This window comes from Streptomyces sp. JN8 (genome assembly GCF_055808075.1).
The window spans coordinates 2,033,503-2,054,369 of the sequence record NZ_CM147852.1 but is presented as its reverse complement, the minus strand read 5'-3'; the positions used below and the strand labels follow the sequence as shown (position 1 = coordinate 2,054,369).

18 protein-coding genes are annotated in these 20,867 nt (G+C 72.9%); 10 read left to right on the top strand and 8 right to left on the bottom strand.

The features are described 5' to 3' along the window. Positions 1-31: 31 nt before the first annotated feature. A complete protein-coding gene (treY, locus tag ACY0MR_RS08895; protein WP_473560156.1) occupies positions 32-2,392 on the bottom strand; it encodes a malto-oligosyltrehalose synthase in 2,361 nt (786 codons plus the stop codon). Between the two features lie 81 nt (positions 2,393-2,473). Between treY and ACY0MR_RS08890 the strand changes: the two genes are divergently transcribed. Beyond that, a complete protein-coding gene (locus ACY0MR_RS08890; RefSeq protein WP_473560154.1) occupies positions 2,474-3,715 on the top strand; it encodes an MFS transporter in 1,242 nt (413 codons plus the stop codon). Here ACY0MR_RS08890 and glgX read toward each other — a convergent pair. Next, positions 3,684-5,804 carry a glycogen debranching protein GlgX gene (gene glgX / locus ACY0MR_RS08885; protein WP_388802970.1) on the bottom strand — a complete coding sequence of 707 codons (2,121 nt, stop codon included), beginning with the start codon at positions 5,802-5,804 and terminating at the stop codon, positions 3,684-3,686. The two genes, ACY0MR_RS08890 and glgX, sit on opposite strands and share 32 nt — an antisense overlap. A 138-nt stretch (positions 5,805-5,942) precedes the next feature. On the opposite strand from glgX, the gene ACY0MR_RS08880 reads away from it, so the two are divergent. The 4 genes from ACY0MR_RS08880 (at position 5,943) to ACY0MR_RS08865 (ending at position 10,455) form a co-directional block, all read left to right on the top strand. Next, a complete protein-coding gene (locus tag ACY0MR_RS08880) occupies positions 5,943-6,797 on the top strand; it encodes a Tat pathway signal sequence domain protein (protein ID WP_473560152.1) in 855 nt (284 codons plus the stop codon). A 74-nt stretch (positions 6,798-6,871) separates the two neighbouring features. Beyond that, positions 6,872-8,248 (top strand): copper amine oxidase, encoded by a 1,377-nt coding sequence (locus ACY0MR_RS08875; RefSeq protein WP_392864845.1) that lies wholly within the window; start codon positions 6,872-6,874, stop codon positions 8,246-8,248. A gap of 110 nt (positions 8,249-8,358) precedes the next feature. Next, positions 8,359-9,642, top strand: a complete 1,284-nt coding sequence (locus ACY0MR_RS08870) for an SAV2148 family HEPN domain-containing protein (protein ID WP_473560150.1) — start codon at positions 8,359-8,361, stop codon at positions 9,640-9,642. Between the two features lie 87 nt (positions 9,643-9,729). Beyond that, positions 9,730-10,455 (top strand): 3'-5' exonuclease, encoded by a 726-nt coding sequence (locus ACY0MR_RS08865; protein ID WP_388802963.1) that lies wholly within the window; start codon positions 9,730-9,732, stop codon positions 10,453-10,455. Between the two features lie 42 nt (positions 10,456-10,497). Here the strand turns inward: ACY0MR_RS08865 and ACY0MR_RS08860 are convergent, their stop codons facing one another. Next, a complete protein-coding gene (locus ACY0MR_RS08860) occupies positions 10,498-11,355 on the bottom strand; it encodes a phosphotransferase enzyme family protein (protein WP_473560147.1) in 858 nt (285 codons plus the stop codon). Positions 11,356-11,480: 125 nt separating this feature from the next. Between ACY0MR_RS08860 and ACY0MR_RS08855 the strand changes: the two genes are divergently transcribed. The 5 genes from ACY0MR_RS08855 to ACY0MR_RS08835 all read left to right on the top strand — a co-directional run bounded on the left by ACY0MR_RS08855 (position 11,481) and on the right by ACY0MR_RS08835 (position 16,041). Continuing rightward, positions 11,481-12,476 (top strand): carbohydrate ABC transporter permease, encoded by a 996-nt coding sequence (locus tag ACY0MR_RS08855; protein ID WP_473560145.1) that lies wholly within the window; start codon positions 11,481-11,483, stop codon positions 12,474-12,476. Continuing rightward, positions 12,473-13,315: a carbohydrate ABC transporter permease gene (locus ACY0MR_RS08850; protein WP_392864840.1), complete on the top strand. Its 843-nt coding sequence runs from the start codon at positions 12,473-12,475 to the stop codon at positions 13,313-13,315. Before ACY0MR_RS08855 ends, ACY0MR_RS08850 begins: the two co-directional genes overlap by 4 nt. Then, a complete protein-coding gene (locus ACY0MR_RS08845) occupies positions 13,312-14,607 on the top strand; it encodes an ABC transporter substrate-binding protein (protein ID WP_392864838.1) in 1,296 nt (431 codons plus the stop codon). The genes ACY0MR_RS08850 and ACY0MR_RS08845 overlap by 4 nt, the downstream gene beginning before the upstream one ends. A 152-nt stretch (positions 14,608-14,759) precedes the next feature. After that, on the top strand, positions 14,760-15,314 hold the full coding sequence (locus tag ACY0MR_RS08840) for a DUF1697 domain-containing protein (RefSeq protein WP_473560143.1): 555 nt from the start codon (positions 14,760-14,762) through the stop codon (positions 15,312-15,314). 70 nt (positions 15,315-15,384) lie between these two features. Beyond that, entirely contained in the window at positions 15,385-16,041 is a 657-nt protein-coding gene (locus ACY0MR_RS08835; RefSeq protein ID WP_473560141.1) for a mycothiol-dependent nitroreductase Rv2466c family protein, read from the top strand. Positions 16,042-16,148: 107 nt separating this feature from the next. Here ACY0MR_RS08835 and ACY0MR_RS08830 read toward each other — a convergent pair whose 3' ends face one another. From ACY0MR_RS08830 to ACY0MR_RS08810, 5 genes are all read right to left on the bottom strand, one after another. Further along, positions 16,149-17,015 carry a D-alanyl-D-alanine carboxypeptidase family protein gene (locus tag ACY0MR_RS08830; RefSeq protein WP_388802945.1) on the bottom strand — a complete coding sequence of 289 codons (867 nt, stop codon included), beginning with the start codon at positions 17,013-17,015 and terminating at the stop codon, positions 16,149-16,151. A 190-nt stretch (positions 17,016-17,205) separates the two neighbouring features. Beyond that, a complete protein-coding gene (locus ACY0MR_RS08825; RefSeq protein WP_404082171.1) occupies positions 17,206-17,949 on the bottom strand; it encodes a sirohydrochlorin chelatase in 744 nt (247 codons plus the stop codon). A gap of 11 nt (positions 17,950-17,960) precedes the next feature. After that, complete coding sequence (locus ACY0MR_RS08820) at positions 17,961-18,848, bottom strand: ABC transporter permease (RefSeq protein ID WP_388802939.1); 888 nt, start codon at positions 18,846-18,848, stop codon at positions 17,961-17,963. After that, positions 18,835-19,629, bottom strand: coding sequence for an ABC transporter ATP-binding protein (locus tag ACY0MR_RS08815; protein WP_473560138.1), 795 nt, complete (start codon positions 19,627-19,629; stop codon positions 18,835-18,837). The genes ACY0MR_RS08820 and ACY0MR_RS08815 overlap by 14 nt, the downstream gene beginning before the upstream one ends. Positions 19,630-19,682: 53 nt before the next feature. Beyond that, positions 19,683-20,792, bottom strand: a complete 1,110-nt coding sequence (locus ACY0MR_RS08810) for an aliphatic sulfonate ABC transporter substrate-binding protein (protein WP_388802933.1) — start codon at positions 20,790-20,792, stop codon at positions 19,683-19,685. Positions 20,793-20,867: the final 75 nt, after the last annotated feature.

Sequence of the window (20,867 nt, the reverse complement as noted above, 5' to 3'; positions counted from 1 at the left end):
GGAGAGGGCCCCGGGGACACCCCCGGGGCCCTCAGTCGCGGACGCGCGCCAGCAGCGCCACCGGACGCTCCGCGAACAGCTCCGCCAGCTTCAGCTCCGTCGCCGGACCGCCGATGAACTCCCGCACCCCGTCCAGGGCGTCGGCCCACCGGCCCTCCGGCAGGACCAGCTCCGTGTCCTGCCAGCCGCCCGCCTCCGCGAGGCGCAGCGGCAGCCGGGTCACGGCGGTGAGCACCTCGTCCGACCGCACGAAGGCCAGGCAGTGGGCCGCGGTCGGCCCCTCGGCCGCCAGCGGGGCGTACCCGCCGCGCGCCCCGAAGGCCGCCGGACGCTCACGGCGCAGCCGCAGCGCCGCCCGCACCAGGGCCGTGCGGTCGTCGTCCGCGCCGACGGCGAACGGAGCCCGGTTGTCCGGATCGACCAGGGCCCGGTACTCGCGCTCCGTGTTCTGGTACAGCTCCGGCACCCCCGGCATCGTCAGCTGCGCGAGCAGCGCGCCCAGCGCGTGCGCCCGGATGTGCGGCTCCAGCGCGAAGGCCGCCTCCGAGGCCGACCGCAGCGGGATCCGGCCCGGACCGGCCGCGGCGAACTCCTCCACCGCCCGCTCGTACTCCGCGTCCGGCTCCGTCCAGCTGGTCCGCAGTCCCGCCTCCCGCACGGACTTGAGGATCGCGGGCCCGAGCCGGTCGGCGTCCGGCGCGCCGAAGCCGAAGGCGGTCTGCCAGGCCGTCCAGGCCACGTGCGGATCCGGCGCCGGCACCCCCGCGACCTCCCCCAGGAGGTCCGCCCACACCTGGGGGCACTGCGAGAGGACCGCGATCGCCGCGCGGACGTCCGCGCTGCGCTTGGTGTCGTGCGTGGACAGCACGGTGCCGGTGCCCGGCCAGTCCCGGGAGATCCGCCGGCAGTACGCGTGGAACTCCTCCACCGACACGGCCGGTCGCCCCGCGTCGCCGCCCACCTCGTTCGCCGAGAGCAGCGGGGTGTACCGGTAGAACGCCGTGTCCTCCACGGACTTGGCCCGCAGGGCCGAGGAGGTCTGGGCGAACCGGGCCCGGAACGCCAGGTGCTCGGGCCCGTCGCCGAGCGTCCCGAGCGCCAGGGCCCGCACGGTGTCCACCGCGGCCGCCTCCTCCGGCACCGCGAACGCCGCCTTCGCGCCCCGCGCCGCCTCCGGGGTCAGCACCTCCTCGCCTCCGGTGCGGTACGACCGGTACACCGGGACCCGGACCAGGAGCTCGCGGACGGCCGTGCGCAGCGCCCAGGGCGCGTGGTCCCGCAGGGCGGGGTCGGCGGCGCAGATCCGCTCCGCGATCCGGGTCAGGACGGCCGTCTCCGCGGCCAGGTCGTGGCCGACCACCTCGTACGCGGCCCGCCGCTCGGTGGCCTCCCAGCGGCCGCCCCGGTCACCGGCCCGGGACACGGACTCCCGGTACAGGTCCGCCAGTTCGTCCGCGCCGACGGGATCGGTGAACACCCCGTCGACGTGCCGCAGGGCGTCGTACCCGGTGGTGCCGGCCACCGGCCAGGCGTCGGGCAGCACCTCCGGGCCGGTGAGGATCTTCTCGACCACCGTCCAGCAGCGCCCGCCGGTGGCCGCGGCGAGCCGCTCCAGATAGCCCTGGGGATCGGCCAGTCCGTCCGGGTGGTCGATCCGCAGCCCCTGGATCACCCCGTCCCCGACCAGCTCCACGATCTTCGCGTGGGTCGCCGCGAACACCTCGGGGTCCTCGACCCGCACCCCGATCAGCTCCGAGATGGTGAAGAACCGGCGGTAGTTCAGCTCGGTGCGGGCCAGCCGCCACCAGGCGAGCCGGTACCACTGGGCGTCCAGCAGCTCGTCGATCGGCAGCCCCTCCGTGCCCGGCCGCAGCGGGAAGTCCTGCTCGTCCAGACGCAGCGAACCGTCCACCACCCGCAGCCGGTCCCGCACCTCGGGGAGCCGCGCGGGAAGCACCGGCAGCAGCAGCCGGCCGTCCCCGGCGGACCGGTCCACGTCGAACCAGCGGGCGTACGGCGAGTCCGGGCCGTCGCGGAGCACGGCCCGCAGCGCGTGGTTGTGCCGGGCGGAGGCCGCCATGTGGTTGGGCACCAGGTCGACGACGAGGCCGAGACCGTGCGCCCCGGCCGTCGCGGCGAGGGACCGCAGCCCCTCCTCGCCGCCCAGCTCGGCGCGCACGGACCGGTGGTCCGTGACGTCGTACCCGTGGGTCGAGCCGGGGACGGCCTCCAGGACCGGGGAGAGGTGGAGGTGCGAGACCCCGAGGTCCGCGAGGTACGGGGCGGCCCGCTCGGCCGCCGCGAACGGGAACTCCGGCTGGAGCTGGAGCCGGTAGGTGGCGGTGGGGAGCGCGGGAAGGGGCTGGGCGGAGCCGGACGGGAGGGAGGTCATGCGAACGTACGTACCCCGCCGGAGGGCTTCTGTGTCATCGCCTCATGCACCCGTTCGTGTGCATCGCGTTACGTTCGCCCGATGCTCCGGACGTATCGCGACATCCTCTCCCTGCTCGGCCCCGCGCTGCCGGTCGTCTCCTTCCTCGGCCGGCTGCCCACCGCCATGTGCCAGCTCGGCAGTCTGCTCCTGGTCGCCGAGACGAGCGGTTCCCTCGCCACGGCCGGCCTGGCCGGCGGGGCGCTCGCGGCCGGTCAGACCCTCGGAGGGCCCGTCGTCGGGCGGCTCAGCGACCGGCACGGCCAGCGCGGGACCGTCCTCGCGGCCTCCCTGGCCAACGCCGTCGCCGTCACCGCCCTGGTGTCGGCCGCGCTCGCCCACGCCCCCACCGCCTGGCTGATGGTCCTCGGCGCGCTCGCCGGGGCGACCGTCCCCCAGGTGGGACCGCTCGCCAGGACCCGCTCGGTAGCCCTCGCCCGCCGCTCCGGCGCCGACGACCGGACCGTCGGCACCGTGCTCTCCTTCGAGGGCACCCTCGACGAGGTGTCCTTCGTCCTGGGCCCGGCGTTCGTCGGCCTCGCCGCCGCCCTCGCCCACCCGGCGGCGGCGCTGCTCCTCGCGGCCCTCCTCCTCGCGGTCTTCGGCACCGCCTTCGCCCTCCACCCGTCGGCGCGGGCCACTCGTCCGGAGCCGTCGGCGACCACCCGTACGGGCGCCGCCGAACGGACGCGGCTGCCGGGATCCGCGTACGCCCTGCGCGGCTCGATGGTCCTCCAGGGCGCCATGTTCGGTGCCTCGCAGGCCGGCATCACCTCGCTCACCGAGGAGCTCGGCGCGCCCGCCCAGGCCGGCCTCGTCTACGCGGCGATGGGGGTGATGAGCGCCGTCGTCGGCCTCTCCATGGCGGCCGTGCCCGCCCGGATCGGACTCATGACCCGCTGGCGCGCGGCGACCGCGGCCCTCGTCGTCCTGTCCGTGCCGCTGCTGTTCGTCGGCTCGCTCGGCGCGCTGTACGCGGTCGTCGTCGTCCTGGGCGCCGCCTACGCCCCGCACCTGATCACCGTCTTCGGGCTCACCGAGCGGACCGTGCCGGCCGGCCGGCTCGCCGAGTCCATGGCCTTCCTCACCAGCGGGGTCGTGGCGGGGCAGGCCCTCGCGCTGGCCGTCTCGGGCCGGCTCGCCGAGGGGCACGGCGCCCCCGCCGCCTTCGCGGTGGCGGTGGGGGCGGCCGTGGCCTGCGCGCTGCTGTCCTGGACGGTGCGGACGGCGGCGGCAGGCCCCGTACGGGACCTCAGGCCGGCCGGCGCAGAACCGTCAGGCTGAGCGGGGCGAGGGTGACCCGCTCGCCGCCCGCGAGCTCCGGCCCCTCCTGCGGCGGCATGCCCTCCGGGTCGGAGGTGTCCACCACCGTGCGCCAGCGGGTCCCGTGGCTGTCCGGCACCGCGAACTCCAGCTCCGTCGACGAGGCGTTGAACATCAGCAGGAAGGAGTCGTCGGCGATCCGCTCGCCCTGGGTGCCCGGCTCCGAGATCGCGTTCCCGTTGAGGAAGACGGTCAGCGCCTGCGCGTGCGCCGCCTGCCAGTCCCGGGACGTCATCTCCTCTCCCTCGGGGGTGAACCAGGCGATGTCGGTGAGCTCGTCGTGCGTGCCCTCCACCGGCCGCCCGTGGAAGAAGCGGCGGCGGCGGAAGACCGGGTGCTCACGGCGCAGCCGCACCATCGCCCGGGTGAAGCGGAGCAGCGTCGCCTCCGCCTCGCTGTTCTCCTTCGGCCAGCGCACCCAGGACACCTCGTTGTCCTGGCAGTACGCGTTGTTGTTGCCGCCCTGGGTGCGCCCGAACTCGTCGCCGTGGCTGAGCATCGGCACGCCCTGCGAGAGCATCAGGGTGGCCAGGAAGTTGCGCATCTGACGGGCACGGAGCTCCGCGATGCCGACGTCCTCGCTGTCGCCCTCGGCCCCGCAGTTCCAGGACCGGTTGTGGCTCTCGCCGTCCCGGTTGCCCTCGCCGTTCGCCTCGTTGTGCTTGTCGTTGTACGAGACGAGGTCCCGGAGCGTGAAGCCGTCGTGGCAGGTCACGAAGTTGACCGAGGCGAGCGGTCGCCTCCCGTCGTCCTGGTAGAGGTCGGAGGACCCGGTCAGGCGGGAGGCGAACTCGGCCAGGGTGCGCGGCTCGCCCCGCCACAGGTCCCGCACGCAGTCCCGGTACTTGCCGTTCCACTCGGTCCACAGCGGCGGGAAGTTGCCCACCTGGTAGCCGCCCTCGCCGACGTCCCAGGGCTCGGCGATCAGCTTCACCTGGCTGACCACCGGGTCCTGCTGCACGAGGTCGAAGAACGAGGAAAGCCGGTCCACCTCGTGGAACTGCCGGGCCAGGGTGGCCGCCAGGTCGAAGCGGAAGCCGTCCACGTGCATCTCGGTCACCCAGTACCGCAGGCTGTCCATGATCAGCTGGAGCACGTGCGGGGAACGCATCAGCAGCGAGTTCCCGGTGCCCGTGGTGTCCATGTAGTAGCGGGGGTCGTCCGCGAGCCGGTAGTACGAGGGGTTGTCCAGGCCGCGCATGGAGAGCGTCGGGCCCAGGTGGTTCCCCTCCGCCGTGTGGTTGTACACCACGTCGAGGATGACCTCGATGCCCGCCTGGTGCAGCGCCCGCACCGCCGACTTGAACTCCAGGACCTGCTGGCCCCGATCGCCCCAGGACGCGTAGGCGTTGTGCGGGGCGAAGAAGCCGATCGTGTTGTAGCCCCAGTAGTTGGAGAGCCCCGCGTCCACGAGCCGGTGGTCGTTCACGAACTGGTGGACGGGCATCAGTTCGAGCGCCGTCACCCCCAGCTCCTTGAGGTGCCCGATCACCGACGGGTGCGCGAGCCCCGCGTACGTCCCGCGCAGCTCCTCCGGGAGGTCCGGGTGGAGCATCGTGAGGCCCTTCACATGGGCCTCGTAGATCACCGTGTGGTGGTACTCGGTCCGCGGCCGCCGGTCGTCGCCCCAGTCGAAGTACGGGTTGACCACGACCGAGGCCATCGTGTGCGGCCCCGAGTCGAGGTCGTTGCGCGAGTCGGGCTTCCCGAAGTGGTACCCGTACACCGCCTCGCCCCACTCGACCCGCCCCGACACCGCGCGCGCGTAGGGGTCGAGCAGCAGCTTCGCCGCGTTGCAGCGCAGCCCGCGCTCCGGCGCGTACGGGCCGTGCACGCGGAACCCGTACCGCTGGCCGGGCATCACGCCCGGCAGATAGGCATGCCGCACGAACGCGTCGGTCTCGCGCAGCTCCACCGCCGTCTCCGAGCCGTCGTCGTGGAGCAGACACAGCTCGATCCTGTGGGCGGCCTCCGAGAAGACCGCGAAGTTGGTTCCCGCACCGTCATAGGTGGCGCCCAAGGGGTACGCCTGTCCCGGCCAGACCTGCATGGATACGACTCTTCCTCATCTGTCCGGGTCCTGTGGACGTTCTTCGGCCGAATCCTGCCCGAAAGAGGCGCAACCTCCTAGGACTTCGCCCCGTCCTACCGGGTGACCGCGGTTCCGGAGGGGGAATGAGGGGGAAGTGTGTACGAAATAGCACGCCGCCACCTGGGGAAGGTGGTGGCCGGGGCGGCCATGGCGGTGACGGGAACCGCCGTCGCGGTGGCGGTCGGTCTGCCGGGCGTCTCCGTCGGCCAGGGCGCGCCCGGGCCGACCGGGACCACCGCGCGCGGCGGCGCGGCGGACGGCGGGGCGGCGGGAGCCGGAGCGGCGGGCGCCGCGGCGGCCGAGGCCGGAGCCGGGGGGCAGGCGCGGGGCGCCGTGCCGCCGGCGACGGTGGCCCCCGCCGCCGCCGAGGGGGAGAAGGGCGTGGGCAGCGATCCGCTCACCGACGACGAGCTCGCCCGCGCCGAGGCGCTGGCGCTGACCCCGCCGGGCGCGTCCGCCCTGCGCGACGTCGAGGGCGGCAGGGGACCCCAGCACCTGGGCACCGGCCTCGCCGATCCTCTCCCGGGCGACGGGACGCGCCGCGCCGAGGTCCGCTTCTACGACTACGGACGCGACGAACTCGTCACCCGGACCGTCAACCTCGCCACGGGCACGGTCGAGAAGTCGGCCGCGCAGCGCGGGGTCCAGCCCTCCGCCCACCCCGAGGAGCTGCGCGAGGCCCTCGAACTGATCCTCGCGAGCCCGCTCGGCCAGGGCGTCCGGGAGGACTACCGGGACGCCACCGGCAAGGAGCTCGCTTCCACCGCCCAACTGTGGTTCAACGGCGACGTCTACCGGCCCTACCGCGAGGCGAACGTGCCCGCCCGGCTGAGCCGTTGCGGCGAGCACCGGTGCGTACGGCTCGTCACCAAGGTCCTCAACGGGGCCTGGATCGACACCCGCGACCTGATCGTCGACCTCTCCGCGAGGACCGTCACCCGCGTCGGCTGACCACCGCCGCCGGTCCTCTCCCGCCGCGCCCCCGCGGACGGCGGGCCGACCTCCGTACGAGGGAGTACGTCCCCATGCCCACCCCGCTCAGCCCGACCGCCGCGCGCGGCCGGCGCGCCCGGACCCGGGGCGCCGTCCTGGCCGCGGCCGTCCTGCTCGGCACCGCGACCGCCGCCACCGCCCCCGCGACCGGGGCCACCGCCGCCCCGGCCCCCGGCCCGACGCGCACCCCCGCGGTGCCGCCGCCGTCCCCGACCCGCACCCCCGTCACCCCCGAGGGCGACTGCTCCGACGCCTACCGCATCACGCAGAAGCTCGACGGCGGCGCCACCTGGCGCATGTGCTGGCGCTACGACACCGACGCCGGGCTCACCCTCGACAAGGTGACGTACCAGCCGCCCGGCGCGGCCGCCCCGATCAAGGTCCTCGCCAGCGCCCGGCTCGCCCAGATCCACGTGCCCTACGACGACGGCGGCGCGGAGTACGACGACCTCACCGGCGCCGGCTTCGGCTGGGGCCTGCAGAACCTCAAGCCCGCCGAGTGCCCCGGCGGCACCCTCACCACCGTCAAGGTGCCCGAGGTCGGCGGGATCACCGGCCTGTGCACCACCACCCGGGCGCGCGGCCACGCCTACCGCATGGCCAGCGACAGCGGCGGCAGGGTCTACCAGGCCCAGGCCAAGGACCTCCTCGTCTACACCGTGAACAAGGTCGGCTGGTACGAGTACATTTCCGAATGGCGCTTCTCCGCCGACGGCACCATCGGGGCCAACGTCGGTGCCACCGGCAGCCTCTCGCCCGTCGACTACAACGCCACCGACGGCCGCGGCTGGCCCATCGGCAAGGGCTCCCGCTCCTACGCCACCAGCCACGCCCACAACGTCTTCTGGAAGCTCGACTTCGGCCTCGACGGCTCCACCAGGGACCGGATCGAGCAGTTCGACTCCACCGTCACCGCGCCCGCCCCGGGCGGCGGCGGACCGACCGTGAAGACCGTGCGCACCCAGGTCACCAGGGAACTCGCCGGCGACGCGAAGAACATGCGCTGGTGGCGGGTGGTCAGCGGCACCGGCAAGAACGCCGACGGACACGCCCGCTCCTACGAGATCGTGCCCGGTCACACCGACACCCACGCGGGGCGCGGCTTCACCAAGCACGACGTGTACTTCACCCAGGCCCGCGCCTGCGAGAAGTTCGCCAGCAACAACATCGGCGGCTGCGCGCCCAACGCCGGGGACAGCGTGGACAAGTGGGTGAACGGCGAGACCCTGACCAAGCCGTCCGTCTGGGTCAACATCGGGTTCCACCACGTCGCCCGGGACGAGGACCAGCAGCCCATGCCGGTGCACTGGCAGGGCTTCCAGCTCGCCCCCAGGGACGTAACCGCTATGAATCCGCTCACTCCGTCCGAACTCGCCTCCCAGAACGGACAACCCGATCTGGGGAGTTGAGGAAGCAGCCTGACGATCCTGCTGCACCGCCTCCCGCTCGCGGAGTACCCTTCCTTGATCGTTGTCGGACCGGTCGACACGGGCGTCCAGGAGCAGAAGGCGGTGCGCGGGTGAGCTCGGGAGGTCTGGAGCTGCCCCCAGGGGATCCGGGTCAGGAGAAGGGTCCCGCCGGCCCCGCCGAGGCCCCGTCCGGCGCGGTCGCGCCGCCGGGAGCCGTGCCGCCCGGCACGGTCACCGTGGCCCGGCCGGTGGAGATAGGGGCGGAACTCGACTGGGACGCCGAGGCCTGGAGCGAGGTCCGCACCCGCGCCCAGCGCGCCGGACGGGCCTACATCTGGCTCAACCTCGTCGAGCAGCGGCTGCGCGCCGTCGTCGCCGCCGTCCTGCGGCCCGTGTACGAGCCCGTGCACGGCGAGGACTGGGTGGTCGCCGCGGCGGGCCCGGCGGGCCAGGAGTGGGTCCAGCGGGCGGTCGCCGTGCGCGAGGTGTCGCGCCGCAAGGGCTACCTCCTGGACCCGGCCGACGACAACGTCCTCAGCTTCCTCACGCTGCCGCAGCTGCGCGAGCTGATGGTGCAGCACTGGCCCTGCTTCGAGCCGTACTTCGACGACCGGCGGGAGGTGGAGCTCGCCCTGGACGAGCTGGAGGTCACGCGGAACGTGGTCTCCCGCAACCGGGCCCTCTCGCTGACCGTCCTCGCCCAGTCCGAACGGGCCTCGGCCCGCATCCTGGAGATCCTCGGCGGCGGCGCCGGGGTGCCCTCCGCCGACCGGCTGCCCGTCGACGCGGTCGAGGACCTCGTCGGGGACCGGTACGCGGACGTGGTCTCCGTCCACCCCGACCGGGTCAGGCTCCAGCGCCAGCTGCCCGCCGAGGACCTCTTCGGCGGGGCGCGGCGCCTCGACGCCACCGGCATAGGCCTGAACCTGCTCGTGCAGAACTTCTCCGGGCGCCGCATGGTGCGGCTCGCCGAGTCCGGCTGCCGCACCCGGCTCCTCTTCCTCAACCCGGCGAGCAGCGCGGTCAAGCGGCGCGAGCGGGAACTCGGCTTGAAGAAGGGCGAGCTGAGCCGCTCGGTCGAGATGAACATCCTGCACATGCGGCGGGTCCGCTCGAAGCTCCGCGACCCGGGGGCCTTCCAGATCCACGTCTTCGACGAGACGCCCCGCTTCACCGCCTACCTGGTGGACGGCGACGGGCCGGACGGGGTCGGGGTCGTGCAGTCCTACCTGCGCCGGGCCCGGGGCATGGAGGCGCCGGTCCTCGTCCTGCGCGGCGGCGGGCGGAACGTGGTGCGCCAGGGCCAGGGCATCCGTGACGGCGATCACGGACTTTTCGAGACATACCGGGAGGAGTTCGAGTCCGTCTGGCTTGATTCCCGGCCTGTTTCCTGACCCGTCGACGGGGGAGGCGGAAGGCGTTGTCAGTGGTGCGTGCGAGGGTGGTCAGCACCACGGGGGAGATCACGTAAGGAGGACCCGATGGCTTGGCACGGCGAGACGCTGGTCGGCTTCGACCTGGAGACGACCGGCACCGAACCGCTGGAGGCGCGGATCGTGACGGCCTCGATCATCGAGGTCGACGGCGGGGGACACGTCACACGCCGGCGGGACTGGCTCGCCGACCCGGGCATCCGCATCCCGGAGCAGGCCTCCGCGATCCACGGCATCAGCACCGAGCGCGCGGCCGCCGAGGGCCGCCCGGCGCGCGAGGTCGCCGACGAGATCGCGACCGCCCTCGCCGCCTACTGGGAGGACGGCGTCCCGGTCGTCGCGTACAACGCCTCCTTCGACCTCACGCTGCTCTCCGCCGAACTGCGCCGGCACGGACTGCCCTCGCTCAGCGAGCGCCTCGGCGGCGTCCCCATCGGGCCCGTCGTCGACCCGTACACCATCGACCGCGCCGTCGACCGCTACCGGCGCGGCAAGCGGAACCTGGAAGCGGTCTGCGGGGAGTACGGAGTGGTGCTCGAAGCCGCCCACCAGGCCGCCGCCGACGCGCTCGCCGCCGTCCGGGTCGCCGTCGCGATAGCCGAGCGGCACCGCCAGGTCGCCGAACTGGACCCGGCCGAGCTCCACGAGCGCCAGATCGGCTGGTACCGCGCCTGGGCCGAGAACTTCCAGGCCTTCTTGCGCCGCAAGGGGGACGAGGAGGCGGTCGTCGACTCCACCTGGCCCCTGCGCGACGCCGTCGCCGTGGCCGGCTAGCCGTCCCCGACCCGCCCGCCCCGGCTCGCCGGGCCCGGCACGTCAGAACGGGTACCAGCGGACCTCGGGATCACCGTCCCGCAGCGAGGCCACCCGCCGCTCGAACTCGGCCAGCGCCTTCGGGTTCGCCGGCGCGTGCTGCGCCACCCACGCACAGCTCGCGGTCTCCCGCGCCCCGCGCAGCACCGCGCACCCCTCCCACTCCCGCACGTCCCAGCCGTACGCCTCGGTGAAGGCCTCGTAGGCGGCCGGGTCCAGGCCGTACCGGTCCCGGGAGAGGGCGAGCACCACCAGATCGTGCTCGCGCAGATCCGAGGAGAAGGTCTCCAGGTCCACCAGGACCGGGCCGTCGGGGCCCACGTGCACGTTCCGGGGGAGGGCGTCGCCGTGGATCGGGCCCGGCGCCAGACGCGGCGTCAGCGCGGCCGCCGCCGGGGCGAACGCGTCCCGCCGCTCCCGGAGGAAGGCCGCGTCCGCCGGGTCGATCGCGTCCCCAGCGAGCCGCAGCCACCGCTCCACCCCGCCCAGCAGCTCACGGCGCGGCAGCGTGAAGCCGGCCGGCTCCGGCAGCGCGTGGATCCGCCGGAGCAGCGGCGCCAGATCGCGCGGTTCCGCCGGCCGCACGGCGTCGGGCAGCCGGTGCCAGAAGGTGACCGGGTGCCCCTCCACCAGCAGCGGCTTCTCCTCGGCGGCCCGCACCGCCGGGACCTCCGCCTCGGCCAGCCAACCGGCCAGCGCCACCTCCCGCTCCGCCCGCTCGAACAGCTCCGCGTCCCGGCCCACCTTCACGGCGAGACCACCCACGGCGAAGACCGCGTTCTCCCCCAGGGCCAGCAGCCGCGCCTCCGCGACCGGCAGCCCCGCAGCGGCCAGGATCTCCCGCGCCCGCGCCTCGTCCATCGACCTCTCCCGTACCCGTACGGCCGCGGTCCGTCCGACGGCGACCCGTGTGATTGCGCCAAAGTCTCCCATCCACGCAGCTCACCGCGCAGATCGCCTTGACGGTCCCGGGGACCGTCAGGACCATGGCGGGGTTCCCGGCGGCCGCCGGGGGCGGGCGGACGGGGGTCGGATCGGTGAGCTCGCTGACCGCGACGAAGCGGCCCGGCCGGACGCGCCCCCCGCGCGCCGGCCGCGACGGACGCCCGCGCGGCCCCGACTTCGGCGCCTGGTTCCTGGTGCTCCCGGCCCTGCTCCCGATCCTGGTCCTCAGCGTCGGCCCCCTGCTCTACGGCATCGCACTCGCCTTCACGGACGCCCAGTCGGGCCGCACCGCGGCCACCGGCTGGGTCGGCACGCTCAACTTCCAGGACCTGCTGCACGACACGCTCTTCTGGGACTCGTTCCGCATCGGCGCGGTCTGGGCCGTCGGGGTCACCGTCCCCCAGTTCCTGCTCGCCCTCGGCCTCGCGCTCCTGCTCGACCAGAAGCTCCGCCTCCGCTGGCTCGCCCGGGCCCTGGCCATCGTCCCCTGGGCCATGCCGGAGGTCGTCGTCGGCATCATGTGGCGCCTCGTCTACAACCCCGACGCCGGCATCCTCAACGAGACCGTCCGGAACCTCGGTCTCGGCGACGGCCGCGACTGGCTCTCCGGACTCGCCACCGCCCTCCCCGCCGTGATCGTCGTCGGCGTCTGGGCGGGCATGCCGCAGACCACCGTCGCCCTCCTCGCCGGTCTCCAGAACACCCCGCGGGAGCTCCACGAGGCCGCCGCCCTCGACGGAGCCGGTGCCTGGCGCCGCTTCCGCTCCGTCACCTGGCCCGCGCTCCGACCGGTCGCCCTCGCCATCACGGCCCTCAACCTCATCTGGAACTTCAACTCCTTCGCCCTGGTCTACGTGCTGACCAACGGCGGACCGGGCGGCCGCACCCGGCTCCCCATGCTCTTCGCCTACGAAGAGGCCTTCCGCTACGGGCAGTTCGGCTACGCCGCCGCGATGGGCTGCGTGATGGTCGCCGCCGTCTCGGTGCTCGTCGCGCTCTCCCTCGTACGACGGCTGAAAGGGGACCAGGACCGGTGAGCGCCTTCCGGACGAGCCGAGCCGCGCGGGTCGGCCAGTACGCGGCCCTCCTCGCGTATCTGGTCTTCCTCGCCTTCCCCTTCCTCTGGCTGGTCTCCACCGCCTTCAAGCCCGCCCCCGAGCTCGCCTCGCTGCACCCCACCTGGATCCCTAAGGACCCGACGCTCGGCAACTTCCGGCAGGCCTTCGACGAGCAGCCGCTGCTCGGGGCCGCCGGGAACAGCCTGGTCGCCGCGGTCGCCGCCGCCGTCACCGCGGTGGCCGTCGCGACCCCGCTCGCCTACGCGACGGCCCGCCACCGGGGCCGGCTCTCCTCGGCCGCGACCGGCTGGGTGGTGATCAGCCAGGCGTTCCCGTTCGTCCTCGTGATCATCCCCCTCTTCCTGATCCTGAAGCACCTGCACCTGGTGAACAGCGTCGTCGGCCTCGTCCTGGTCTACGTGGTCTGGTCGCTGCCCTTCGCCCTGTGGATGCTGACCGGGTACGTCCGGGCCGTTCCCGCCGAACTGGAGGAGGCCGCCGCGGTCGACGGGGCGGGCCGGCTCCGGACCCTGGTCTCGGTCACCGCCCCGCTGCTCGCCCCCGGTGTCGTCGCCACCGCCCTCTTCGCCTTCGTCACCGCGTGGAACGAGTTCTTCTTCGCGCTCGTCCTGCTCAAGACCCCCGAGAAGCAGACCCTGCCGGTCGTCCTCACCCACTTCCTCGGCGCCGAGGGCGTCGCCGACCTCGGGCCGCTCGCGGCCGCGGCCTTCCTCGCCACCCTGCCCTCCCTCGTCGTCTTCGCCCTCCTCCAGCGGCGGATCACCGGCGGGACCCTGGCCGGGGCGGTGAAGTCATGAGGCGACGGACCCTCGCCCTCACCGCCGCCCTCGCCCTGCTCCTCACCGGCTGCACCGCCGGCGACGACACCTCCCGGGACGGGGTCGTACGGCTCCGCTTCCAGTCGCTCGCCTGGCAGAAGGAGTCCGTCGACGCCAACCGGGAGCTGGTGCGCGAGTGGAACGCCGCCCACCCCGACGTGCAGATCGAATACGTCCAGGGCAGCTGGGACTCCGTCCACGACCAGCTCCTGACCTCCTTCGAGGGCGGGGAGGCGCCCGACATCATCCACGACGCCTCCGACGACCTCGCGGACTTCGCCTACGGCGGCGACCTCGCGGACCTGCGCCCCCTGCTGTCCGAGCGGCTCCGCGCCGACATCCCCGCCCGCGGCTGGGAGACCACCACCTTCGGCGAGGGGGTCTACGGCGTGCCGTTCCTCCAGGAACCACGGGTGATCATCGCCAACCGGAAGATCCTCGAAGACTCCGGCGTCCGCCTCCCGACCCCGGCGGAACCCTGGACCTGGACCGAGTTCCGCCGGATCACCCAGGACCTCACCCGCACCATGGGACCCGGCCGCCACGCCGTCGCGTGGCCGCTCAAGGAGCCCGTCTCCGTCAGCCTCAACCTGGGACTCTCCGCCGGCGGGCAGCTCTTCCACCGGGCGGCCGACGGCCGGGTGACCGTCCGCTTCACCGAGGCCGACGCCGTCGTCCCCGGCACCATCCACGACCAGGTCGTCACCGACGGCACCGCCCCGCGCACCACGCTCGGCAGCGGCGGCTCCGACACGCTCCCCGGCTTCTTCGCCGGGAAGTACGCCATGGTCCCGCTCGGCTTCGCCTACCGGCAGCAGATCGCCCAGCAGGCCCCCGAGGGATTCGCGTGGACGGTCCTGCCCGCCCCCGCAGGCGACGCGGGCCTCACCCAGGGCGTCTCCCCGCAGACCCTGTCCATCGCCGAGGACAGCCCGCACAAGAAGGAGGCGGCCGCGTTCCTCGACTTCCTCCTCCGCCCGGAGAACACGGTGCGGCTCGCGCGCGGCGACTGGATGCTGCCCACCGGCACGACCGCGCTCGCCGACCCCTCGCTCCGCACGGACCGGGACGGCTGGGCGACCGGGGCCGCGCTCGCCGAACGGCTGCGGCCGGCCCCCGCGCAGTCGGTGCGCGGATACCCCGAGTGGAAGGACAAGGTCGCGACCCCCGCCTTCCAGGAGTACTACAGCGGGGCCATCGACGGTGCCGAGCTCGCCCGGCGCCTGGTGGAGGACGGCAATCGGGTGCTCGCCCGCTATCAGCGCAAATGAGGGGGTCGCAGAGGTTTCGGCATTACGAAAGTTTGTTGAATAAGTCACAGATGGGTGAAGGGTCTTCTCGCGGCTCCCCCTGATCGGACAGGGTCGAACCGGCCACCGTGCCGCCCCCCACGAGGCGCGGTGGCCCGCCCTACTCTGAACCCATGACGCAGAACTACGCCCTCCTGCTCCGCGGCATCAACGTCAGCGGCCACCGCAAGGTCCCCATGCCGGAGCTCCGTTCCGTCCTGGAAGGCCTCGGGCACCAGGACGTCCGCACCTACCTGCAGAGCGGCAACGCCGTCTTCACCACCGGCGCCGGAGCCGACCGGGACGCGCTCACCGGCGCGATCGAGCAGGCCGTCGAGGACCACTTCGGCTTCCGCGTCGACTGCCTCGTCCGCGACGCCGACTACCTGGCCTCGGTGGCCGAGGACTGCCCCTTCCCGGCGGCGGAGCTGGAGGGCAAGCAGCTCCACGCCCTCTACCTCTCCGGGCCGGCCGACCCCGAGCGCTTCGCGGCGATCGACCGGGAGGCGTTCGCGCCCGAGGACTTCGCCCTCGGCGACCGGGTCGTCTACCTGTACGTCCCCGAAGGCCTGGGCCGGTCCAAGCTGGCCGACGCCCTGACGCGGGCGAAGACCGTCCAGGGCCTCGTCGTCACGGCCCGGAACTGGAACACGGTGGTCAAGCTGGTGGAGATGACCCGGGGAGACTGACGGAATGGCCCAGGGGGAAGGCGCCCGATTGGACCAGGGGGACAGGCCAATGGCTGGCTAGATTCGTTCCATGACGACCACCGAGATCCAGCCGCAGGACCGGTTCCAGCCCCGCGCCGCCCCCCGCCCCGCCGTCGACTTCTACTTCGACCCCGCCTGCCCCTTCGCCTGGATCACCTCCCGGTGGATCCTGGAGGTCGAGCGCGAGCGGGACATCGACCTCCGCTTCCGGATCATGAGCCTCTCCCTCCACAACGAGGGCAACACCCTGCCCGACTGGTACCGCACCCTCGTCGACGCCTCGGTCGGACCCGTCAGAGTCGCGGCGGCCGCCGCCGCACAGCACGGCGAGCAGATCCTGCGCCCGCTCTACACCGCGTACGGAACCCGCATCCACGAGCAGAAGCGGGAGGACTTCGACGCCGTCGTCGCCGAGGCGCTGGCCGAACTGGGCCTCCCCGCCGGACTCGCCGCTGCCGCCCACGACTCGGCCCACGACGAGGCCGTCCGCCGCAGCCACGACGCCGGCAAGGACCCCGACGCCGACGCGTACGTCGGCACCCCCACCCTCCACGTCGACGGCACCGTCTGGTTCGGCCCGGTCCTGCGGGCCGTCCCGCGCGGCGAGCGCGCGGCCGAACTCTTCGACGCCTTCCGGGTCCTGGCCGGCCACCCCGACCTCTTCGAGCTGAAGCGGACCCGCACGGGCGGCCTCGACTTCTCCTGAGCCCAGCCCGCCGGCCGGGCGCGCACGCGAAGGGCCCGCCTCCCGACGAGCGGGAGACGGGCCCGGGAGGACCGGCGGTTCGACGGCCGGTCCGTCCGACCGGTCGCCTACCTGGCGAAGCCGTAGTCCAGCAGCTTCTTGACGTCGGTCGCCCGGTTCGCCTCGCTCGACGAGGCGAGCACCGCGCCGATGACCGTCTTGCTGCCGCGGGTCGCCGCGAACACCAGGCAGTACTTGGCCTGCGGGCCCGAGCCGGTCTTCACACCGATCGCACCGCTGTACGTGCTCAGGAGCTTGTTCGTGTTGGTCCACGACATGTACCGGTACCCGCCGGTCTTCGTGGTCACCTTCTGCTTCGTGGACTTGGTCTTGACCACGGTGCGGAAGGTGGAGTTCTTCATCGCACTGCTCGCGAGCTTCGTCAGGTCGCGGGGCGTGGAGTAGTTGCTCCCATTGCTTATTCCGTCGAACGAGTCGAAGTGGGTATTGCGCATCCCGAGGTTCCTCGCCTCGGTGTTCATCTTCCCGATGAACGACTTGATCCGCGCCTCCCGCGTCGTGCCGGTGCCGAACTTGTCGGCCAGCGCGTAGGCCGCGTCGCAGCCCGACGGCAGCATCAGGCCGTAGAGGAGCTGCCGGACCGTCACCTTGTCCCCGACGATGAGCCGCGCGGACGAGGCGTTCTTGGAGACGATGTAGTCGCTGTAGGCCTTCTGGACGGTGACCTTGGCGTCGAGGTTCAGGCCGCGCTGGGCCAGCACCACCTTCGCGGTCATGATCTTCGTGGTCGAGCCGGTCGACCGGCGCGTGTCGGCGGCCTTCCCGAACAGCGTCGCGCCCGTCCCGTTGTTCATCACGAAGCCGCCCTGGGCGGTGATCGACGGGGTGGGCGGCGCGGCGTACGCCTGACCGGTGAAGAGGCCGCCGGCCAGCACGGCCGAGGCCGTGACCGTCACGGTCACGGCTCTGCGCACGCCGAGTGTCGAAGTGATCAAAGTCTTCTGCCCTTGGTAGGAACCGATGTCGTCCGGGCCGCAAAAGACCCGGTGCACAGAAGACGCTCGAAAGGGGGCGAAGGATGCACGGTTCCCCCCATGAGGTTCGTCGCATCCGTCGACCGGCCGAATCGTCCGACAGACAGACCCCCGTGGGGTGCCCCGCCGATCAGGCCGAGTGGGCCACGGCGACCCGCGGCGCGTGCGCGGCGTCGTAGCGCTCCAGCAGGAGCCGGGCCAACTCCGGGGAGGGCCCCAGGACATCCGCGAGGACGTCCGCCTCCGTCGCGCCCGCCGCGATGCGGTCCGGGAGCCGGCCGGGGGCGATCACGTACGGGGCGACGGCCACGCGCCGGACGCCCGGCTCCGCGCGCAGGGCGCGCACGGCGTCCTCCGTGCGCGGAAGGGATGCGGAGGCGAACGCGGGCCGCACGGAGCACCAACCGGTGCGCCGCAGCTCCCGCGCCGTTTCTGCGATCACCGCGATCGCCTCCGGGTCTGTGGAGCCCGCCGAGGCCAGGACGACCCCGGTCGCGCTCTTGTCGCCGGGCGCGAGCCCGGCCTCGTACAGCCGCCGTTCCACCGCTTCGACGAGCAGCGGCGAGGGCCCGAGCACCTCCGCCTGGCGGATCCGCAGCGAGGGCGGCGCCTGCCGCAGTACGGCGGGGATGTCGGACTTCGCGTGGAACGCCCGGGTCAGCAGCAGCGGCAGCGCCACCACGTCCCGGACGCCCTCGGCGGCGAGCCGGTCGAGGACCCCCGGCACCGACGGCAGGTTGAAGTCCAGGAACGCCGTCTCCACGCGCGCCCCCGGCCGCAGCGCGGCGGCCCGGCGCACCAGCGCCTGGACGGTCGCGGCGTGCCGCGGGTCGCGGCTGCCGTGGGCGATCACGAGGAGGACGGGTCGGTTCACGGGGGATCGGCTCACTTCACCAGCAGACCGCGGCTGCGGAGCACCCAGCGCTCCAGCGGGCTGAAGATCAGCAGGTCGATGGCGATGCCGACGACCAGGATCAGCAGGATCGCCAGGAACACGCCGGGCAGGTCGATGTTGTTCCGGCCGTTCTCCAGCAACTGACCGAGACCGAGGCCGAGGTCGGGGGAGGAGGCGATGATCTCGGCGGCCATCAGCGAGCGCCAGGAGAACGCCCAGCCCTGCTTGAGCCCGGCCAGGTAGCCGGGGAGCGCGGCGGGCAGCGTCACGTGCCAGGTGCCCCGCAGACCGGTGGCGCCCATGGTGCGGCCGGCCCGCAGGAAGAGCGGCGGGACCTGGTCCACGCCGGACACCAGGCCGTTGGCGATGGACGGGACGGCGCCCAGCAGGATCACCGTGAACATCATCGCGTCGTTCAGGCCGAACCAGAGCACGGCCGGCGGCACCCACGCCACCGAGGGCAGCGACTGCAGACCCGACAGGATCGGCCCGATCGCGGCGCGGACGAACTTCACCCGGGCCACCAGGAGGCCCAGCGGGGTGCCGATGGCCAGGGCCAGCAGGAAGCCGGCCAGACCGCGGGACACGCTGGTCCAGACGACCTCGAGGAGGGTGCCCTGCAGCCACATCTCGGTCAGGCCGTCCCACACCGCGGACGGCGCGGGCAGCTTCGTCTCGTCGGTGATCTTCGCCGAGACGAGGATCTGCCAGACGGCGAGGACGAGGACGACGGCGAGGGTGGGCGGGAAGACCTTCCGGAGCAGGACCTCCCGGACCGGGGTGCGGCGGATCTCGACCGCGTCCAGGGCGTCGAGACCGGCCTCCAGACCGGCGAGGTCGTCCTTCTTGACCGTCGCTGCGGTGTCAGTGCTGGCCATGGCGGCGGATCTCCCCACGCAGGTGTTCAGTGATCTCAAGGGACAGCTCGGCCACGTCCGCGTCCTCGATGCGGCGCGGCTGCGGGATGCCCACGCTCCACTCCTTCGCGACCCGGCCGGGACGGGAGGAGAGCAGCACGACCCGCTGGGCGAGCCGCACGGCCTCGCGCACGTTGTGGGTGACGAACAGGACCGAGAGGTTGGTCTCCTCCCAGATCCGGGTGAGTTCGCCGTGCAGCACGTCACGGGTGATGGCGTCCAGGGCCGCGAACGGCTCGTCCATCAGCAGCAGCTGGCTGTCCTGGGCGAGCGCCCGGGCGAGGGCCACGCGCTGCCGCATGCCGCCGGACAGCTCGTGGACCCGCTTGCCGTACGCGCCGCCGAGCCGGACCAGTTCGAGCAGCCGCTCGGCCTCCGGCCTGCGGTCCGCCTTGGGCACCCCGCGCAGCCGCAGGGCCAGTTCGATGTTCTTGCCCGCGGTCAGCCACGGGAACAGGGCGTGCTCCTGGAACATCAGGGCCGGCCGGCCGCCCGGGGTCTCGATGGACCCCTGGGTCGGCCGGTCGAGCCCCGCGACCAGGTTCAGCAGGGTGGACTTGCCGCACCCCGATGCCCCCAGGATGGTGACGAACTCGCCGGGCGCGACGTCGAGGGTGACGTCGTCCAGGACGAGCTGGGTACCGGCCGGGCCGGAGAAGGACTTCGAGACGTGCTCGATCCGGGCGGCGTGCGTCTGCTCCGCTACGGTGCCCTCGGCAGCCTTGGCGAACGTCGTGGCCATGGTCGTCACCTCCTGGGGTTACGGATTCGCGGTCTGGTTCGTCGGCTCGGCGGTTACTTGACGCCGAGACCGGCGTCGGAGACCTCGGGCTTGCCGGCGGCCTTCAGCACCTTGTTGAGGAGCGTGAGGTCGTAGATGCCGGCCAGGTCGGGCTGCTTGATCAGCTGAGCCTTGACCGCCCACTCGGACTGGGTCTTCAGCGTCGCGGCCAGCGGGTCGTCGGTGATCGCGATGCTCGGCCACGCCGGGTCGATGACCTTGGCGTCCAGGGCCTTCCCGCCGAGGGACTTCAGCGCCGCGTTGGCGGACGCCTTGGCCTTGTCCGGGTTGGCGTTGATCCACTCGTTGGTCTTCACCGTGCCCGTCAGCACGGCCTCGACCACGTCCGGGTGCTCCGTGAGGAACTTCTGCGACACGATGATGTTCGTGATCACGAACTTCTTCCCGGGCCACAGGGTGGTCTCGTCGAGGAGGACCTTGCCGCCCTGGGAGACGAGCTTGGAGGCGGTCGGCTCGGGCACCCAGGCGCCGTCGATGGAGCCGGACTTGAAGGCGTCCGGGGTCACCTTGTTGTCCGTGCGGACGACGGAGACGTCACCCTTGCCGGACTCCGGGTCGACCTTCCAGCCCTTCTCCGCGATCCAGTTGAGGAGCGCGACGTCCTGCGTGTTCCCCTTCTGGGGGGTGGCGATCCGCTTGCCCTTGAGGTCGTCCAGCGTCTTGATCTTGTCCGGGTTCACGACCAGCTTGACGCCGCCGGAGGCGGAGCCGGAGATGATCCGCAGGTTCTTGCCCTTGGACTTGACGTACGCGTTGATGGACGGCGACGGGCCGATGAAGCCGATGTCGAGCGAGCCGCCGTTGAGCGCCTCGATCTCGGACGGGCCGGCGTTGAAGGTCTGCGGCTTGAGCTCGGTGCCGCCCAGCTCCTTCTGGATCAGGCCGTCCTTGACGCCGATCAGCGCGGTCGCGTGCGTGAGGTTGGGGAAGTACCCGAGCCGTACGGTGTCGGCGGAGAGCTTCTTGCCCTCGGCTGCCACCTTCTTCTCGTCGTTCTTCGCGTCGGAGCCGTAGCCGCAGGAGGCGAGCGCGCCGATCAGCAGCGGCAGAGCGGCGGCGGCGGCGAGGCCGCGGCGCAGGGTGGTACGGGTGGTGGCAGGCACGGGAGGTGTTCCCCTCGATTCAGCGTTTTCGAAGTCTGCGTCTATGTCGTTCGGGGTGGAGCGGGTGGAGCGGGG

What these genes read in the sequence shown, in the direction of transcription:
- treY (WP_473560156.1), bottom strand. Translation starts at nt 2,392, where the DNA reads ATGACCTCCCTCCCGTCCGGCTCCGCCCAGCCCCTTCCCGCGCTCCCC.
- ACY0MR_RS08890 (WP_473560154.1), top strand. Translation starts at nt 2,474, where the DNA reads ATGCTCCGGACGTATCGCGACATCCTCTCCCTGCTCGGCCCCGCGCTG.
- glgX (WP_388802970.1), bottom strand. Translation starts at nt 5,804, where the DNA reads ATGCAGGTCTGGCCGGGACAGGCGTACCCCTTGGGCGCCACCTATGAC.
- ACY0MR_RS08875 (WP_392864845.1), top strand. Translation starts at nt 6,872, where the DNA reads ATGCCCACCCCGCTCAGCCCGACCGCCGCGCGCGGCCGGCGCGCCCGG.
- ACY0MR_RS08865 (WP_388802963.1), top strand. Translation starts at nt 9,730, where the DNA reads ATGGCTTGGCACGGCGAGACGCTGGTCGGCTTCGACCTGGAGACGACC.
- ACY0MR_RS08860 (WP_473560147.1), bottom strand. Translation starts at nt 11,355, where the DNA reads ATGGACGAGGCGCGGGCGCGGGAGATCCTGGCCGCTGCGGGGCTGCCG.
- ACY0MR_RS08855 (WP_473560145.1), top strand. Translation starts at nt 11,481, where the DNA reads ATGGCGGGGTTCCCGGCGGCCGCCGGGGGCGGGCGGACGGGGGTCGGA.
- ACY0MR_RS08845 (WP_392864838.1), top strand. Translation starts at nt 13,312, where the DNA reads ATGAGGCGACGGACCCTCGCCCTCACCGCCGCCCTCGCCCTGCTCCTC.
- ACY0MR_RS08840 (WP_473560143.1), top strand. Translation starts at nt 14,760, where the DNA reads ATGACGCAGAACTACGCCCTCCTGCTCCGCGGCATCAACGTCAGCGGC.
- ACY0MR_RS08835 (WP_473560141.1), top strand. Translation starts at nt 15,385, where the DNA reads ATGACGACCACCGAGATCCAGCCGCAGGACCGGTTCCAGCCCCGCGCC.
- ACY0MR_RS08820 (WP_388802939.1), bottom strand. Translation starts at nt 18,848, where the DNA reads ATGGCCAGCACTGACACCGCAGCGACGGTCAAGAAGGACGACCTCGCC.
- ACY0MR_RS08815 (WP_473560138.1), bottom strand. Translation starts at nt 19,629, where the DNA reads ATGGCCACGACGTTCGCCAAGGCTGCCGAGGGCACCGTAGCGGAGCAG.